Origin of the sequence: Luteibacter sp. dw_328, from assembly GCF_018449605.1 — a bacterium.
Classification (GTDB): domain Bacteria; phylum Pseudomonadota; class Gammaproteobacteria; order Xanthomonadales; family Rhodanobacteraceae; genus Luteibacter.
In genome coordinates this window covers 218308-234850 of the sequence record NZ_JAAVUW010000005.1, presented here as the reverse complement: position 1 = coordinate 234850, position 16543 = coordinate 218308, and the positions used below count along the sequence as shown (strand labels likewise).

At 66.1% G+C, this 16543-nt stretch carries 13 protein-coding genes; 4 read left to right on the top strand and 9 right to left on the bottom strand.

The window, feature by feature from the left end; translation table 11 throughout:
• Positions 1-2: 2 nt before the first annotated feature.
• Together HB634_RS13805 and HB634_RS13800 are read left to right on the top strand one after the other, a co-directional pair.
• Entirely contained in the window at positions 3-779 is a 777-nt protein-coding gene (locus HB634_RS13805; RefSeq protein ID WP_063573883.1) for an SURF1 family protein, read from the top strand.
• A 102-nt stretch (positions 780-881) separates the two neighbouring features.
• Positions 882-1811: a DUF535 family protein gene (locus HB634_RS13800; protein WP_213948959.1), complete on the top strand. Its 930-nt coding sequence runs from the start codon at positions 882-884 to the stop codon at positions 1809-1811.
• On the opposite strand, the gene HB634_RS13795 is transcribed toward HB634_RS13800, so the two are convergent.
• Genes HB634_RS13795 through HB634_RS13785 form a run of 3 tightly spaced genes read right to left on the bottom strand, consistent with a single transcriptional unit; the run spans position 1808 to position 5869 of the window.
• Positions 1808-4288 (bottom strand): TonB-dependent receptor, encoded by a 2481-nt coding sequence (locus HB634_RS13795; protein WP_213948958.1) that lies wholly within the window; start codon positions 4286-4288, stop codon positions 1808-1810. The two genes, HB634_RS13800 and HB634_RS13795, sit on opposite strands and share 4 nt — an antisense overlap.
• A gap of 25 nt (positions 4289-4313) precedes the next feature.
• Entirely contained in the window at positions 4314-5327 is a 1014-nt protein-coding gene (locus HB634_RS13790; protein WP_213948957.1) for a FecR domain-containing protein, read from the bottom strand.
• A complete protein-coding gene (locus tag HB634_RS13785) occupies positions 5324-5869 on the bottom strand; it encodes a sigma-70 family RNA polymerase sigma factor (RefSeq protein WP_157504038.1) in 546 nt (181 codons plus the stop codon). Before HB634_RS13785 ends, HB634_RS13790 begins: the two co-directional genes overlap by 4 nt.
• A 202-nt stretch (positions 5870-6071) precedes the next feature.
• Between HB634_RS13785 and HB634_RS13780 the strand changes: the two genes are divergently transcribed.
• Positions 6072-7829, top strand: coding sequence for a glycosyltransferase family 39 protein (locus HB634_RS13780; protein ID WP_255548585.1), 1758 nt, complete (start codon positions 6072-6074; stop codon positions 7827-7829).
• Here the strand turns inward: HB634_RS13780 and HB634_RS13775 are convergent.
• Complete coding sequence (locus tag HB634_RS13775; RefSeq protein WP_063572064.1) at positions 7826-8446, bottom strand: YrbL family protein; 621 nt, start codon at positions 8444-8446, stop codon at positions 7826-7828. The genes HB634_RS13780 and HB634_RS13775 overlap by 4 nt on opposite strands.
• A gap of 103 nt (positions 8447-8549) precedes the next feature.
• Here HB634_RS13775 and HB634_RS13770 point away from each other — a divergent pair, with 103 nt between their 5' ends.
• Positions 8550-10460: a sulfatase-like hydrolase/transferase gene (locus HB634_RS13770; RefSeq protein WP_213948956.1), complete on the top strand. Its 1911-nt coding sequence runs from the start codon at positions 8550-8552 to the stop codon at positions 10458-10460.
• A gap of 37 nt (positions 10461-10497) precedes the next feature.
• On the opposite strand, the gene HB634_RS13765 is transcribed toward HB634_RS13770, so the two are convergent.
• The 5 genes from HB634_RS13765 to HB634_RS13745 form a co-directional block, all read right to left on the bottom strand.
• Positions 10498-12588, bottom strand: coding sequence for a PAS domain-containing sensor histidine kinase (locus HB634_RS13765; RefSeq protein WP_213948955.1), 2091 nt, complete (start codon positions 12586-12588; stop codon positions 10498-10500).
• Between the two features lie 88 nt (positions 12589-12676).
• Positions 12677-13549, bottom strand: a complete 873-nt coding sequence (locus tag HB634_RS13760) for a cobalamin-binding protein (RefSeq protein WP_213948954.1) — start codon at positions 13547-13549, stop codon at positions 12677-12679.
• Positions 13546-14334 (bottom strand): ABC transporter ATP-binding protein, encoded by a 789-nt coding sequence (locus tag HB634_RS13755; protein ID WP_063572978.1) that lies wholly within the window; start codon positions 14332-14334, stop codon positions 13546-13548. The genes HB634_RS13760 and HB634_RS13755 overlap by 4 nt, the downstream gene beginning before the upstream one ends.
• Positions 14331-15332, bottom strand: a complete 1002-nt coding sequence (locus tag HB634_RS13750) for an iron ABC transporter permease (protein ID WP_213948953.1) — start codon at positions 15330-15332, stop codon at positions 14331-14333. The genes HB634_RS13755 and HB634_RS13750 overlap by 4 nt, the downstream gene beginning before the upstream one ends.
• 29 nt (positions 15333-15361) lie before the next feature.
• Entirely contained in the window at positions 15362-16507 is a 1146-nt protein-coding gene (locus HB634_RS13745; protein ID WP_213948952.1) for a Fic family protein, read from the bottom strand.
• Positions 16508-16543: the final 36 nt, after the last annotated feature.

Here is a 16543-nt window from a genome sequence, read left to right as displayed (position 1 = left end):
GCGTGGGCGCGACAAACGAGCCAAGGACGCCGCGCCCTCCGCGCGGCGTCTTCGTTCTGGGCGTGCTGGCCGTACTCGGCGTACTGGTCTTTGTCGGCTTCATCGCTCTGGGCACCTGGCAGGTGCATCGCCGCGCCTGGAAACACGATCTGATCGCCCGCGTCGACACACGCGTCCATGCCCAGCCGGTCGATGCTCCCGGCCGTGGCCAGTGGCCGCAGGTCAGTGCGGCGAACGATGAATACCGCCGCGTGAAACTCACCGGTACCTTCCTGCAGGACAAGAGCGTCCGTGTCCGCGCGAGCACCGAGCTCGGCATGGGCTCGTGGTTGCTCACTCCCTTGCGCACGCCGTCGGGCGATATCGTGATCGTGAACCGCGGCTTCGTGTCGCCCACCTGGTGTGCGGGCAAGGCCGGCTGCGCGCCGGGTCCGTCCGGGTCGACGACAGTGTCGGGGCTGTTGCGGATCAGCGAACCCAAGGGCGCCTTCCTGCAGAAGAACGATCCGGCCAGGGAGAAGTGGTTCTCACGTGATGTCGCGGCGATTGCGTCGGCGAGGGGGTTGAGCGATGTCGCGCCCTACTTCGTGGATGCCGACGCGGCGTCGTCGCCGGGTCGTGGCGAAGGAAATGACGGCCCGGTCGGCGGCCTGACCGTGATCGCATTCCCGGACAACCACCTGAGCTATGCCATCACCTGGTACGCGCTGGCGCTATTGACCCTGGTGGGCGCGTGGGTAGCGTGGAAGTCTGGCGGCATGGGCAGCGATCGCCGATAAATCGGTTCCTACCGAGCAGGGGGAGCTTGTTCCGCGACGGGCCGACCCGCCGGGGCATGCCGAAGGGATTTCAATTTTTCGGCCCCGGAACGTCTTAAGGGTATGCATCCGCATTACCCCGATCCCACCTCGCTCCCCGACGCCAAGCTTGGCTGGGCTTCCGCCCGGCCCGCACGAGGCGCACTGGCCCTCCTTGTCGATCACGCCCGCCGGCGTGCCGCCTTGCGGCGGCAGGGAACGGTTCGGGAACGCCGGCTGCCTTACCTGCTGCGCACGGTGATGGCCTTCCGTCGTCAGGCCGCCTGGCTCGGGCTGGTCGGGGGATCGCGGGCCATGCGCGACGCGGCCGAATTGAACCCCCGGGTCTACGAGCGCTGGCAGACCCATTACATCTCGCGCAAGTTCGACATGGTGATGCGCGCGCGGGTGATCGACGCCCATTACCGCTTCGTCGCGCGCGAGTTTCCGGAGCGCCTGCGGAATCGACTGCTCAAGGGTCACGACGTCCGTCTTGCCACGCTTCCCCTCGGCGGTGGTGAGGTCGCATATCTCCACGCGCGCACGCCGGAGAACGAATCCACCGGCGAGCTGGGGCTTTACCTGCTCAACGCGGACAAGGAAGTGATCTCCTCCTGCGCGATCACCTTCGCCGGTACGGAAGGCGTGCTGGTGGGGGCGATGCGCGGCTCGTGGGCTTACCTCGGCCGCGGGGCCATCGCGCGCTTCAGTCGCGCCACGGGCGGGTTGCGTCCACGCGACCTGCTGCTGGCCGTGGTTCGCGCGCTGGCCACGTACTACGGCATCGACAGGGTCCGGGGCGTATCGCGCAGCGCTCATCCGCTCGATCGTCGTGCCGGGGTGACCACCGCGTCGTACGACCGGTTCTGGCGGCGTCACGGTGGCGTTGCCGGCGAAGGTGGCTGCTACGAAATTCCCTGCCTGGGGGTATCCAGCGGCCGCGCGGAGCGCGACGCCTTCCGGCGCGAGGCGTGCGAAGTCACCCTGAAGTCGTTCGCGCGCGCGGCCGCCTAGAAGTTGTAAGTGCCGGTGAGCAGCACGACACGGCCTTGCCGTATCGGGACGAAGGTTTCGTCGAAGTTCACGGCGTACAGCGTGCGCGCAAAGAGGTTCTTCACCCCCAGTGTCACCCGCCAGTTTTCGCCGTAACGCGACACATTGGTCTCGACGCTGGCCTGTCCGGGAATGCCGAAGTACTGCCCGTCGTTCGTCGTGCGGCCCTCGCTGCGACTGCGCGCGACGACACCGGCGGCGACGCCCCAGGGTTTGAGCGACCCCTCGCCGAAGCGATAGCTGCCCCACGCCGCCGCCTGATGCTTCGGTGCACCGGTGGGCCGGGTGTCATCGTGATTGCGGATACGCGATTCGGTCAGGCTGGCCAGCACATCGAAGCCCGGCGCGACGCGACCGGTGAATTCGAGTTCGAGGCCGCGATTGGTCTGCCCGGGGCCCGGGGTGGCGAAGAAGGGCGGCTCCGGCGACACCAGGTCCACGCTGTGGTCGACACGGATGCGATAGACCGCCGCGGTCAGGCGCGCTTGCTGGTCGAAGAGATCGACTTTCGTGCCCAATTCGATCTGTCGTGAGGTGGCGACAGGCAGCGGCTGGCCATCCTTGCCCAGTGCTGGATCGGGCTGGAACCCGGTGGATGTGTCCGCGTACAGGGATACCTCCGGCGTCAACTTGTAGACCACGCCGACCTTGGGTATCCAGCGATCCTTGCGCACCGTTCGCGGCGAACCGTCGGACCATCGCGTATCGAGTTCATAGCTGGCGCGGCGTACGGCGGCGAGCACGTTCCAGCGATCGCCCAGGGCGATCTGGTCCTGGAAGTAAACGCCCGCATTGGTCTGCCACGAGCCGCCCAGGGTCTGCACGGTGGTGCTTACCGGCCTGATCAGCGCGTTGTACTTCGCCGACACCGTGCTTCCGGTGCGCAGGTCGTAGGCAAGCGGCCGCGTCACGATGACGGCGCTGCGATCGGCCTCGTCGGTCGTGGTTCCCTCGGTGATGCTGCCACCGCCGCTGTCGCCCGCATGGGTCCGGGCGAGGTCCACGCCGACCAACACGGTATGCGTGACATCGCCCGTGCGAAAGGTGCGGGTGAGGTCGTTCTGCCAGGTCCAGTAGGTACCGGAGTAGCGAAAGCTTCGCGCTACCGCCGACGAAGCCCCCCCGAAGACGAAAGCCGGGCCGGAGGAAAGATACGACCAGCTGTTGCCGTCGCTGTGCTGGCGCACGTACTGCCCGCGGCTGTGGAACGTCCAGTCGTCCGCGAAGTCGTGATCGACTTCGAAGACCCCACGAAGGGTGCGATAGGTGGAGATATCGCCCGGATTCCCCGGCACGGAACGCACGGGCGACGCCGAGGACAGCGACGGCCCGAGCAGCACCGTGTGTTCCGGACCGGGCACGCGGTTGTCGACGAACTCCACGCCGCCCATGACACGGGTGTGCTCGCCCTGCCACGCCAGCGATGGCGCGAGATACGCGCCGCGGCCACCGCCGTCGCCCTCCGGCGTCTTCTCGCCACGCTGTCCCGAGGCGACCAGGCGGTAGGTCAGCGATCCATCTTTCGATGCGCTGCCTGCGAGGTCGACGCCGAGCCGGGCGCCATCGTACTTGCCGACCGTGTAGTCGATCGTGCGTACGGTCTCGGCCTGCGGTCGCTTCATGACGACGTTGATCGAACCGCCAAAGTTGTTGTTCTGCGACGCGTCGCCGAGGATCGCTTCGGGGCCACGCAGGACTTCCACGCGTTCGATGCCGATCAGCGGGGGCAGGTCTTCCGTCCGCGCGATGCCGTTGGGCATGCCATCGGTCATGCCATGGCCGGCATCGAAGCCGCGAATCAGGAACAACGGCGATCCGCCGTAGCCGTCCACGTACTGCACGCCTGCCACATACCGCGCCACATCGCCGATATCGACGGCCTGCTGCGCTTCGATCACGTCACGGGTCACCACCGTGACCGATTGGGGCACATCGGTGAGCCGCGCGTCCGTACGCGTTACCGTGCGGGTGGTGTCCGCCTTGAATCCGTTGTCCTGGACCATGCCCTGGACATCCACGGTGGCCAGCGGCACGACGCTGCCCGGATCGAACGCGACGGCGGGGTCCAGTGGCAGCGGCGTCGCGTTGTCGGGCTTCTGCCGCTGGCGCACGACCACCGTGCGTGCATCGTAGGCTTCGCTTTCGAGATCGGTCCCGGCGAGCAGTTCGTTCAGTGCTGCGTTCGGCGTAAGCGTGCCGCTGGCACCGGACGATCGCCAGTTGGCGATCGAGCCGGACGCGGTCAGTACCTGCACGTTGCTTTGCTTACCCCAGGCGAGCAGGGCGGTCGCCAGGGGTTGCGGGGCGATGTCGAACGGGATGACGACATTCGTGGAACCGCCGCCGGAAGCGTCCGCGGCGCAGGCGACACGGATCGCCCACGCAAGCGCGAGAGCGCCGGTGAGTGCGCGCCGGCGCCCGCGAAGCGAGTACTGCAAGATCTGCCGTCCCAAAGGGTGAGTTTCAGCGCGGCTTCTGACTCCGCGTCATCGATGTCTGGCGAGCCAGCTCCAGCCGGTCGGCGTAGCTATCCACGCGAACCGGGAAGACCCGCGGTAACGCGGACACCCAACTGTCGATGGTATCGACCTCGACGGTACCGGTAAACGTCAGTCGGCCCAGGTCGGCGTCGGCCAGCCGGATCGGCCGTGCGCTATAGCGGTTCACATTCTCCACGACCGAGGCCAGGGGCTCGTTGACGAACTCCAGCCGGTGGCCGCGCCAGGCGGTCGCGGAGGCCGGGGTCACGTCGAGGATGCGCATGGCCTGCGTCTCGGGATCGAACGAGACTTCACGCCCTGCGCCAAGCTCCACGGTGGCCGCATCGCCATCGGTGGCGGAGGGCGATACCCGCACGCGGCCTTCCGTGACCGCCACGGTGACGCGGTTGCCCGTCCGGCGGACGTTGAAAGCGGTCCCCAGGTCGCGGATCCGCAGCGGGCCGGCCGTCACCACGAAGGGGCGCTCGGCATGGGCGACGCGAAAAAAGGCTTCGCCGGCCTCGAGGTCCACGGCACGTTCGTCGCGGCCGTACCTCGCGGTGATCGACGTCGCGCCGCCAAGCTCGATGCTCGAGCCATCAGGCAGCGCGATGTCGCGATGCCCGGCGCGCTCGCTGGCGTACTGGCGGGTCGATTCGGTGCCCGCAGGACGCAGGCCCACGTACAGCCCCGCGCCGAGCACGACGATGGCTACGCCCGCGGCCAGGCTGAGGGCAAGCCGCGGCGGCGACCGGCGGTGCGGCGTCGGCGGCACGTATCGCGCCACGAAAGCCTCGCGCGTGGCGCTATCCATGGCGGTCGCGCTTTCGGCGAGGTCGCACGCGCGGTCGAAGGCGGCGGCATGGCGCTTGTCGGCTTCGAGCCAATCGCTCCATTGCAGCATGGCCTGTTCGGGCAACGCGGGGTCGCGCAGGCGCGACCACCAGTCGGCGGCGGTGTTCTCGATATGACGATCGACGAAGGAAGCAGTGTTCATTGGGGGTTCTCCGCGCGATCGCGGCGTTCGCGGCAGTGCGCCAGGGCATTGGCCACGTGGTAGCGCACCATGCGCTCGCTCAGTTTCATGTCCCGGGCTATCGCGGCGAAGTCGCGTCCGTCGACGACATGCATGACGAAGGCCCGGCTGGTCTTCGGCGGCAGTTCGTCCAGGGACTGGCGGAGGACCTGCCATTGTTCGACCGCCGAGGCGTGCTGTTCGGGAATAGGCGTGACGTGCCAGTCGTCGTTGTCCGGATCCATCGGGGCAGAGGCACGCACGTTGCGCATGCGCAGGCGGTCCACGGCCAGGTTGGAGGCGGCGCGAAAGAGAAAAGCGCGGGGTGAGTCGATCCGGGTCGCCTCGTCCAGCGAGAGCAGCTTGAGATAAACCTCCTGCGCTACCTCCTGGGCATCGGCATGCGAATTCAGTCGCGCTCGCAGGAAAGCCACGAGCGCCGCATTGTGTTCACGGAAGAGGGCAACCACCTGCGCGGCACGTTTACCGCCCGCTGGCGTGCCCGCCGCCTGGGAGGGATCCATGGTGTGTCTGACCGCGTTCATGAGGCTGGGAGAGGGTCACTATAGGTTCGCACGGTGGGAAATCGACGCCCGTACGGGCAGAACGAGCGCCGATTTCCGCACCGGCGAACACCCTAGACGTTCCAGCTCCGGAAAAATGAAATGGAATCGACCAGCGGCCCTTCCCTCCGCTGTAAGGGACTTGTCAGCCGCCCCGATTAGCATGGCCGCCGACCTCGCCGTTTCCCCGTATCCGATGGCCCTCGACGAACGATCCTTTCGCCGTGAACTCGGCGGGTTCATGCTCTTCGCCCTGGTGGTTCTAGCGGCCGGCATCGGCATGCGTGATCCCTGGCCACCGGATGAGCCGCGTTTCGCCCTCGTCGCACGACAGATGCTCGAATCCGGCCAATGGCTGTTTCCGCACCGGGGCCTGGAGCTCTATGCGGACAAGCCGCCCATGCTCATGTGGACCGAGGCCGCCTGGATGGCGCTCACCAACGGCTGGCGCGGCGCCTTCCTGCTCACATCCCTGTTCTCCGGCCTGGGCACGTTGGCCCTGGTCGCCTGTCTCGGGCGTCGCCTGTGGAATCCGCGGGTCGGTCTGCACGCCGCAGCCATCGTGCTGACAACGATGACCTTCGTCGATGTCATCAAGCACGGCCAGATCGATCCCCTCTCCCTGTTCTGGATCACCCTGGCCAATACTGGCCTGTTGCTGCATTGCCTGCGTGGTCCGGACTGGAAGATGTACTGGCTCGGCTGCTTCGCGGCCGGCCTGGGAGTGATCACCAAGGGCGTGGGTGTCATCGCCCTGTTCATGCTCATTCCCTATGCCGTGATGCGGGCACGGCAGTGGCCCGGTCTCGCCCGGACACACGGCGACCGCTGGCGCTGGGCCGGCGGTGCCATTGCCTTCCTCCTCGCGATCTCCGTCTGGCTGCTGCCTATGCTGGTCACCGCTTATGGGTTCCGCACACCCGAGTACGTGGCCTACGTCCAGGACATCCTGTTCCACCAGACCGCCGACCGCTACGCCAACTCATGGCAGCACGAGGAGGCGCCGTGGTTCTTCCTGCTGGTGATCCTGCGCGTGTGGGCGCCGACCTGGCTGTTGATTCCCTTTCTCGTCCCTCGCTGGCGAGAGGCGCTGCGACGTCGCGAACCGCGCGTGTGGATGCCGCTGGCATGGTTCGTCCTTACCCTTGTGTTCTTTTCCATCCCGAGCGGCAAACGCGCGATCTACATCCTGCCGGGGCTGCCCATGCTGGCGCTGGCCATGGCGCCCTATCTCGGTGACCTCCTGAAGACGCGGTGGCTGCCGAGGCTCGCGTTCGGGCTCACCGTGGCATCCGGCGTGGTGTTCGTCGGTGTCGGTGCCTGGGCCTGGAAGGCCGCGCCGAAGGCGGCGCGGCGCATTGCCGAAGGTTATCAACTGGCCGATCACGGCCAGTCGCTGTGGCTGTGCGTCATCGCCCTGGGTGCCGCCTTCCTTGTGGCCGCCGCGGTATGCCGTCCGCGGCGTGGCGTGCTCGCGCTGGTGCTCGGTATCGGCCTGGCATGGATCGTCTGGCCGGTGACCACCTATCCGCTGCTCAACGCCAACCAGTCCGCGACCCAGTTGATGAGCGAGGCCGATGCACGGATCGGTCCCGGCGGCCAGCTCGGTCTGGTTTCGTGGCGAGAGGAAGTGCTCTATCAGGCGCGACGCCCGGTGACCGAGTTCGGCTTCGCGCGCGACGCCGCGTTGCAGATGGCGGATGCCCGCGTCTGGCAGCGGGCCGATCCCGCCCACCGATGGATCCTTCTGAACGAGGATGCACTGGACAGCTGCGTCATCCGCGAAAAGGTCGTGGATATGGGCGTGGCCAATCGCGTGCGGTCAGTGCTGCTGCCCGGCGACGGCAGCCGGGTGGGCTGTGTACCAGCCAGACAAAGCGAACCCAGCCCGGTAGGAGCCGATTCATCGGCGATGCTCTAACCCACAGGCGCCTCAGCCATCGTCCGCTTCACCATCCGCTCGTACTTCTTCTTCGTGCGTGACGCGTTATGCGCGCGATTCATCGAACAATGCGGCACGATATTCTTCTCGCCGAAGCCATCGATCATCACCAGTCGCGGGCCACCGCGCGAGTCCTCCCCATACACGACGTTCCATGCGTGCAGGTCGGCGGCGATGACGTTGTGGCTGAGCAGGCGTGCGTAGAACGCTTCGAGCTCAAGCCGCGTTTTCTCGGTAAAGCCTTCGGCCTGGACCCAGGCATGCAGCGTCGGCGCGAGCTGCCCATTCGGCTGCCGCACCTTCTCCACGATCTGCCCCATGCCGATATCGGTCATCTCCAGGCCGACGATGCGAGCGAGGGGCGAGGTCGCATAGGCGCCCACGTAGAGGCTCGTGACGTATTCCTTGAACTCGCGCACGAAGTCCTTGTACGGACCGCTGCGCGCGATACGGCGGTACCACGGCGCCTGGTTCCAGCGCTCCTCGATCGATGCGCTGGTGATCACTTTGATCAGCAGATCGGAGTCGTCCGGGTGCTGGTACACCTCGCGGATGTGCCCATGGGCGATCGGCTTGGCGTCGGCCAGTCTGAACATCGTCGGTCCTCGTTTGGCGCCTGAAAGGCTGCCGTAAGTCGTTCCTGGGGCGCACAGTGTAAAGTCTTCGGGTCGTTACCGCCCTGATACCGGATACTCCAACGTGCGCAAGCTCACCTGGCGTTTCATCCTTGCCGCCCTCGTCTTCCTGACGCTTTCCCGCGTCGGCCTGTCCGTGTGGCAATGGTCGCGCGTCCACAACGGTGGCGGCCTCTGGCCCGTGCTGATGGGTGGCTGGCGCATCGATCTCTCACTCATCGCGATGATCGTCGCCTTGCCGGCGCTGCTCTCGCCTTGGCTCGGCCATCGCGCATGGCCCACCCGTATAGCGGCCTGGTGGCTGCGCTTCTGGTGGCTGGCCTTCGTGTTGCTGGAAGTTTCGACCCCGCAATTCATCGTCGAATACGACACGCGCCCCAATCGCCTGTACTTCGAGTACCTGACCAGCCCGCATGAAGTGGCCTCCATGCTCTGGAACGGCTACAAGTTGTCCGTCGCAGCGGGCCTGGTGGTGTTCGCGCTGATCGGCTGGCTCGGTTTCCGCCTGCTGCCGACGCGTCAGCCGGATCGTGCACGCGTGCGCGGCTGGATGCGTCCCGTTGTCACCGTGGTCCTGTTCGCCGTGCTTTTCCTGGCCGGCCGCGGCACGCTGCAGCATCGTCCGCTCAACGCCTCGCAGGTCGCCTTCACCAACGACGCGATGGTCAACACGCTGCCGCTGAATTCACTTTACAACGTGCTCAATGCAGCGCTTGCGCTGGGCAACGAACGTTCTGCGTCGGCGGTCTACGGCAAGCTACCCGACGACGAAATGCAGGCGATCGTGCGTCAGGCCGCCGGCCTGGATGGTCCTCCACTGGACGCGACCTATCCCAGCCTGCATCGCCAGCAGGCGACCCGGAAAGGCGACAAGCCACTGAACCTGGTCATCATCCTCGAAGAAAGCCTCGGCGCGCAGTTCGTCGGCAGCCTGGGTGGCGACGGCTACACGCCCGAACTGGACAAGCTCTCCAACGAGGGATGGTGGCTGACCCGAACCTACGCGACGGGCACGCGCTCGGCGCGTGGACTGGAAGCCGTCACCACGGGCTTCCTGCCGACGCCGGCCGAGGCCGTGCTCAAGCTGCCGCGCAGCCAGCGCGACTTCTTCACCCTCGGCGCCTTGCTCGACACCTTCGGTTATCACACGCGCTTCCTCTACGGCGGTGAGGCGCACTTCGACAACATGCGTTCGTTCTTCTTCGGTAACGGCTTCAACGAAGTCGTCGACAGCGCGAGCTTCAAGACCAAGCCCGGATTCATCGGCTCCTGGGGCGCCTCCGACGAAGACATGTTCAACGAGCTGCACCAGCGCCTTCTCGATGACGGCGACAAGCCCACGCTTACCGTGGCCTTCTCCGTGTCGAACCACACGCCATGGGAATACCCGGCGGGCCGGATCACGCCCGAGGGCGAACCTGCCAGCAATGCCAACGCGGTACGTTATGCGGACTGGTCCATCGGCCGCTTCTTCGAGCGAGCCAAGCAGTCGCCGTACTGGAGCCACACGGTGTTCCTGATCGTCGCGGACCACGACGCGCGCGTGTTCGGTGCCAATCTCGTGCCCGTCACGCATTTCCACATCCCCGCGCTGATTCTCGGCGCGGGCGTGCCGGTGAAGAAAGACGATCACATCGTCAGCCAGGTCGATCTTGCGCCCACCCTCCTCTCGCTCATCGGTATCAGCAGTGAGCATCCGATGCTTGGTGCCGATCTGACCCAGCGTTATCCGGACCGCGCCATCATGCAGTACGGCGACAACTACGGTTATCTCAAGGGCGACCGCCTCATCGTCCTTCGGCCGAACCAGCCGGCGACGCAATATCACTATCTGATCGACGGCGAGAAGCTCGACCTGCAGCCGGTGGATTCCCAGTTGGAGAAAGAGGCGCTGGCGCACGCGTTGTGGCCGAGCTGGGCCTATAGCAAGCTGCGGTATCGCCTGCCGCCGGGTGCCGGCGACAAGAAGCCGTAGTACTCCGATCCCTCAGATCTCATCAGGCCACGCATGCTCAGCGTGGCCGCGACACGGTTCGATGCACGGCGTCGGCCAGCGTCGCCTGCGAGTAAGGCTTGGCCAGGCGGGGGATTTGCAGTTGCTGGCCGGCTGGCAGGTCGGCATAGCCCGTGGCCATGATCATGGGGAGATCCGGCCAGCGCTCGCGTATGCGTTCGGCGAGCTGGGTACCGGTCATCTGCGGCATGGCGTGGTCGGTGATGACGAGGTCCACGCAGGTCGCTTCAAGCACTTGCAGTGCCTCGTACCCCGAGCGCGCAGGGATGACCTGGTAGCCGAGGGCCTCCAGCATGTCGACCGTTGTCGTGCGAACCAGGTCGTCGTCGTCCACGGTAAGGATGCTGACGACGGTGTCTGGTGCGCAGCGTCCCAGGACTGGCGTAACGTGCGCCTCGCGTGACGCCGGTAGATCATGGACCTGTGCGGCGGGCAGCCAGATTTCGGCGGTGGTGCCTTCATCCACGCGGCTGCGGAGGATTAGCGTGCCACCGAGTTGCTCGGATAGGCCATGAACCATGGACAGGCCGAGCCCCGTGCCCTTGCCGACGCCCTTGGTGGTGAAGAACGGCTCGATGGCGCGCTTGAGCATGGCTTCATCCATGCCGGCACCCGAATCCGACACCGACAGGCGCACGTAGTGACCCGGGGAGAGCGTGGCGTGGCCCTCCTGCATCCAGTCTTCGTCCGTCGTGATGATCAACGTGCCCACGCCGTCCATGGCGTCACGTGCGTTGACGGCCAGATTGAGCAGGGCAGTCTCGAGTTGATTCGCATCGGCGCGGATGGTGGGGACGCGTGGCCCGAAGTACGTCTCCAGCACGATGGTGGGACCGAGCGACCGACGTAGCAGCTCGGTCATGCCTTCCACGAGCTGGCGCAGGTCGATGCTCTCGGTCGTGAGGTCCTGGCGTCGCGCGAAGGCGAGCATGCGTCGGGTCAAGGCGCTACCGCGTTCCGCGCCTGCGATGGCGGTGTCCGCCAGGCGCAGCAGCAGCGGCTCCTGCGGCATGCGTTCGCGAAGCAGGTCGAGACTTCCCTGCACGGCCATCAGCAGGTTGTTGAAGTCGTGCGCGATGCCGCCTGTGAGATTGCCGAGCGCCTCCATCTTCTGCACCTGCAGGAGGGTTTGCTCGGCCTTGATGCGCGCGGTCTTCTCGACTGCTTCGGGCACCATGGCTACCACATTGCCGGATTCATCCGTCACCGGGCGCATCGAAAAGTCGAACGAACGTACGCCCGTAGGCAGGTTCAATGCCATGCTCATGTGCTCGCTCTTTCCGGCGGCCGCTCTTCGGGTCGCCGCTTCGACAGCCTGTGGCATGCCGGGCGTGCCCCCGAACCACGGCGTAAGCCAGAACGGCAGTCCGATCACGTCGTCCAGCGTCGCTTCGACGCCGGCCAGCGCCGTGGCGTTCGCGTAGACCACGTTGCCATCGGGCGAGAGCAGGTACTGGTAGAGGTGCGAGGTCTCGAAAATGGTGCGCAGGTTGGCTTCACTGCGTTCGAGCGCGGCCGTGCGCTCGGCCACCATGGCCTCGAGGTGCTCGCGAAATCGCCGTTCGCCCTCGCGTACGTTCTGTTCTGCGCGGACACGGGCGGTGGTCTCCACCACGAAGGCGATGACGCCGCCGGGCATCCCGCTCTCATCGAGGACCGGCGAGTAATCCAGGTTCATCCACACCGGTTCGGGCTTTCCATTCCGTTCGAGCGTGAGCTGCTGGTCCTTGTACGCCAGCGTGCCGCCCGCAAGTCCTACCCGCATCACGTTGTCGTTGAAATCGGCGATCTCGGTCCAGCCCTTGCGCACCTCCGAACCCAGCAGTCGCGGATGCCGGGCGCCGGCGAAGATGGAGTACGCGTCGTTGTAGATCATGATGCCCTGCGGGCCCCACAACAGCACGATAGGAACGGGTGAGAGCAGCAGCATGGCGGTAATGGTGCGCAGGCTCTGCGACCACGTCTCGAGCGCGCCCAAGGGTGTGCGCGTCCAGTCGAATGCGCGAATCAGCGCACCGGCTTCACCACCGCGATCCAGCCACGAAAGGCCGTCGGTATCACCAGGCACGAAAGGGGGATGTGGGGTCATCGGGACCGGTCCGCAGGGCTCGTGGCGAGGATTCTAGAAAGCCATACGTGATGGCGACCACAAGACGGGGTCGCGGGCGCGCTACGGGTCAGCGCTGGTTTCGCGTACGGGCTTCGTCCAGCCGGCGGCACAGCACATCCACACTGGCGAGGATCGAGGGCGAGGGCGAGGCGAGTGTGGGGGTGTCGACGGTCATCACGTTATCGTGCTTCACCGCGCTCAGGAAACCACTCTGGCGCCATACGGCGAGGTCGTCGTGGCCGCCGCCGTCGCCGCTGATGATGACGTCGGGATCGCGCGCCAGCACGGCTTCGCGCGTGACGGTGGGCGCTGCCTGCGAGAGGTCGGCGAAGATGTTGTCACCACCGCAAAGGTCGAGCGCGTCATCGATGATCTGCGCACGGCCGATCGTCATCAGGGGACGGTCCCATATCTGGTAGAAGACCTTCAGACGCGCCTTGCCGGCATAGTCGCTGCGAAGCTTCGCCAGCGAGGCGTCGAAAGCCGCCGCGTTCCGATCGGCTACGTCCTGCGTGCCGGCGAGCGTCCCGAAACGTCGCGTGGCGGGTGCGACGTCGGCGAGACGCGTCGTCTCCGAATAGAGAATCGGAATGCCGAGCCGGCTGAGCTTCTCCACCTGTGCCGCCGGCGTGCCGCTTCGCCAGACGACGATGACGTCCGGCTTGAGACCGACGATCCGCTCCAGATCGATCATGGTGGCGTCGCCGATGATTGGCACCTTCTTCGCTTCGTCCGGATGATCGCTGAAGCGGGAGGTGCCCACGACGTAGGACCCTGCGCCGGCGGCGAAGAGTGCGTCGGTAATGTTCGGTGCGAGGCTGACGATGCGATGGGCGGGAGCCTTGAGCGTGACCGTGCGTCCCGCATCGTCGGTCACCGTCACGTCGGCGCTGGCGGCGCTGGCGATAAAAAGGGCGAGAAGGCCAAGGGCGCGAATCATGGGGAACGTCCGTTGAGGCGTCCGGCACGGAAGAACCGTTCGCCGTCGAGTGTTACGCCGTGGATGGGATGGTGGAAGGCAGCCGACAGATGTTCGCTGGTGATGACCTCGTCCTTGAAGCCGGCAAGCGCACCGCCACTGCCGTCCAGGAGCACGGCATGCGTCGCGTGCTGGAAAGCCAGGTTGATGTCGTGCACCGTATACACCACGGATTTTCCATCATGCGCCGCGGTGTGCAACAACTCGTGCAGGGTCTTCATCTGGTGATGCAGGTCCAGCGACGACAGAGGCTCGTCGAGGAGCATCACGTCGACATCCTGGGTGAAGAGTGCTGCGATGTTCACGCGTTGGCGCTCGCCACCGGAGAGGGTCGTCACGTCGCGCTCCGCCAACGATTCCAGTTCGAAGGTGCGCAGGGCACGCTGCGCCGGCTCGAGATCCTCGTCGCCCCATGCCCAGAACGGCAGCCGAGGGTGCCGTGCGGCGACCACCGCTTCCATCACGGTAAGACTGAAGGCGTCGACGATGGATTGCGGCAGGAAGCCACGCAGGCGGGCAAGCTCGATCGGCCGGTACGCCCGTATATCGCGGTCGCCCAGCAGCACGCGTCCCTGGTCGGGTTCGCGCAGGCCGGCAAGCGCACGCAGCAAGGTCGACTTGCCCGCCCCGTTCGGACCGAGCACGCACCAGACCTGGCCGGGTTCGACGCGCATGCTCAACTCGCGCACCAGCATGCGTTCTCGTACGGAGAGGCTGACGGCCTCAGTGGCGAGAACGCTGCTCATCGGCGTTTCACCAGCAGGAACATGAAGGTCGGTACGCCGATCACTGCCATGACGGCGCCGACGGGTAGCTGGATGGGATCGGCGACGATCCGCGAGATCGTGTCGGCCACGACGACAACGATGCCGCCACCGATCGCGCACGCGGGAATCAGCACGCGCTGGTCATTGCCGATGACACGGCGCAGCGCATGCGGAACCACCAGCCCGACGAAGCCCACGGTACCGGCGGTCGTCACCGCGACGGCGGTCGCCAGCGAAGCGATGACGAAGATCGCGGACTTCACTACGTTGGGGCGAACGCCAAGCGCGCTGGCGGACTCTTCGCCGCGACCGAGAAGGTTGAGCTGCCGCCCGAGCGGTACGACGCACAGCACGCCAAGCAACAGGCTGCCCACGGGGAGCAACGGATTGGCCGCGCCGCTGAGGTCGCCCATCATCCAGAACAGCATGCCGCGCAGGTTCTTGTCCGGCGCCAGCACCAGCATCATGCTGACGATGGCGCCGAAGCCGGACGCCAGCATCACGCCGATCAGGATCAGGTCGGTGGAGTCTTCGCGTTGCGCGGCACGCTGGCGGGACAACAGATCGCGATGGCCGAGCACGAACACGGCCAGGCAGGCGAGCAGCGCGCCTGACGCCGCGCCCGCGGCGATCAGCACGGCGCCAAGTCCCCCCAGCATGGCGCCCAGGGCGCCCACCGAGGCCCCGCCGGAAAGGCCGAGCGTATAGGGATCGGCCAGCGGGTTGCGTACCAGGATCTGCATCAGGCAGCCCGACATCGCGAGCAGGCCTCCCACGCCGTACGCCGCGATGGAGCGGGGCAGGCGCAGTTCCCAGATGATCGAATGCATGGGCGTATCCATCGACGACACGAGGCCCTGCCACGATGCGGCGACGGTCGAGTCCCCGCCGCCGATCAGCACGGACGCGAGTACCGCGATGACGGCAATGAGCAACATGCCAAGCCAGAGACGGATCGCGGATCCGAAGGTCGCCATGCGCGGTGCTTTCGCAGAGGGCCTCGTCGTCATCGCATCGAGCGCTCCGCCCAATCGATCTCGTAGCGCGTACTGCGGCCCCCGCCGGGGAGTCGGCGCAGTAGACCTTTTTCCGTGAGGTCGCCCAGGTGACGCGTCGCCGTGGCCTTCGAGACTTTTGCCACGGCCTGGTACTGCGAGGCGTTGATGCCATTGGCGAAGCCGCGTTCACCACCATCGAGCAGACGATTGATCACCTTGCGCTGTTCCGCCGTAAGCACGTGGTCTCCGTGCTCGCGCCAGAACCGCGCCTTGTCGAGCACGCGGTCGATGCGCAACAGTGCCTGCTCGAGGCTGTTCAGCAACGTCTGCAGGAACCAGACCAGCCATTCCGTGATGTCGAGGTCGCCCTTTTGGCTCTGTTCGAGCACGCGGTAGTAGCCGGAGCGGTCGGCAAGAATGCTGGCCGACATGGTGTAGAAGCGGATGGCCTGATGTTCCGCCTGGGCAAGTGCCAGATCGGTGATCGCGCGCGTAAGTCGCCCGTTGCCGTCGTCGAAGGGATGTAGCGTCACGAACCAGAAGTGGGCAATGCCGGCGCGCAGGAGTGGGTCGAGCGTCGATGTCCGCGCACTCGACTCGAACCATGCGAGAAAGGCGTTGACCTGGGTGTCCAGGCCCTCGCGTGGCGGGGCCTCGAAGTGCACGGTCGGCTTGTCGAGGCGGCCGGAAATGACTTGCATCGGCACGTCACCCCGGAGCTCACCGATACGGATGCGTACCGGAAGCCATGTCTCCCGCGCCGGAAACAACAGGTGGTGCCAATGAAACAGCCGCGGGAGGTCGAGCGGCTGCGTGTAGTGCTGGGTGGCGTCAAGCATCAGCTCGGCCAGGCCCTCGCTGCGCGGCGTGCTGCGTCCATCCACCTCACCCTGGAGGCCGAGTCGCCTTGCCAGCGATGACCGTACCGAGGCCGCGTTGAGTGGCTCGCCCTCGATGGCGGAGGACGTGATGATGTTCTGGAGGAGGGAATCCAATTCGGTTTCGAGACCCGCCTCGGCACCGGCCGAACCCACCGCGCCCAGTAGGCGTCCCTGAGCCAACTGGCACGCTCGCAAAAGGGCTGGCACACCGTCACCGTGCCAGCGAAAGGCCGGCCAGTCAGTGTGTTGCCAGATCCATTGGGGGTCGGTCATGTCGCCTCTCTCTGACCCGATGAGCCGAATACCGAT

Coding starts and splice junctions, on each gene's coding strand:
- HB634_RS13775 (WP_063572064.1), bottom strand. CDS start 8,446: ATGTTCAGACTGGCCGACGCCAAGCCGATCGCCCATGGGCACATCCGC.
- HB634_RS13790 (WP_213948957.1), bottom strand. CDS start 5,327: ATGAACACTGCTTCCTTCGTCGATCGTCATATCGAGAACACCGCCGCC.
- HB634_RS13765 (WP_213948955.1), bottom strand. CDS start 12,588: ATGACCCCACATCCCCCTTTCGTGCCTGGTGATACCGACGGCCTTTCG.
- HB634_RS13750 (WP_213948953.1), bottom strand. CDS start 15,332: ATGGCGACCTTCGGATCCGCGATCCGTCTCTGGCTTGGCATGTTGCTC.
- HB634_RS13760 (WP_213948954.1), bottom strand. CDS start 13,549: ATGATTCGCGCCCTTGGCCTTCTCGCCCTTTTTATCGCCAGCGCCGCC.
- HB634_RS13755 (WP_063572978.1), bottom strand. CDS start 14,334: ATGAGCAGCGTTCTCGCCACTGAGGCCGTCAGCCTCTCCGTACGAGAA.
- HB634_RS13745 (WP_213948952.1), bottom strand. CDS start 16,507: ATGACCGACCCCCAATGGATCTGGCAACACACTGACTGGCCGGCCTTT.
- HB634_RS13780 (WP_255548585.1), top strand. CDS start 6,072: ATGGCCGCCGACCTCGCCGTTTCCCCGTATCCGATGGCCCTCGACGAA.
- HB634_RS13800 (WP_213948959.1), top strand. CDS start 882: ATGCATCCGCATTACCCCGATCCCACCTCGCTCCCCGACGCCAAGCTT.
- HB634_RS13785 (WP_157504038.1), bottom strand. CDS start 5,869: ATGGATCCCTCCCAGGCGGCGGGCACGCCAGCGGGCGGTAAACGTGCC.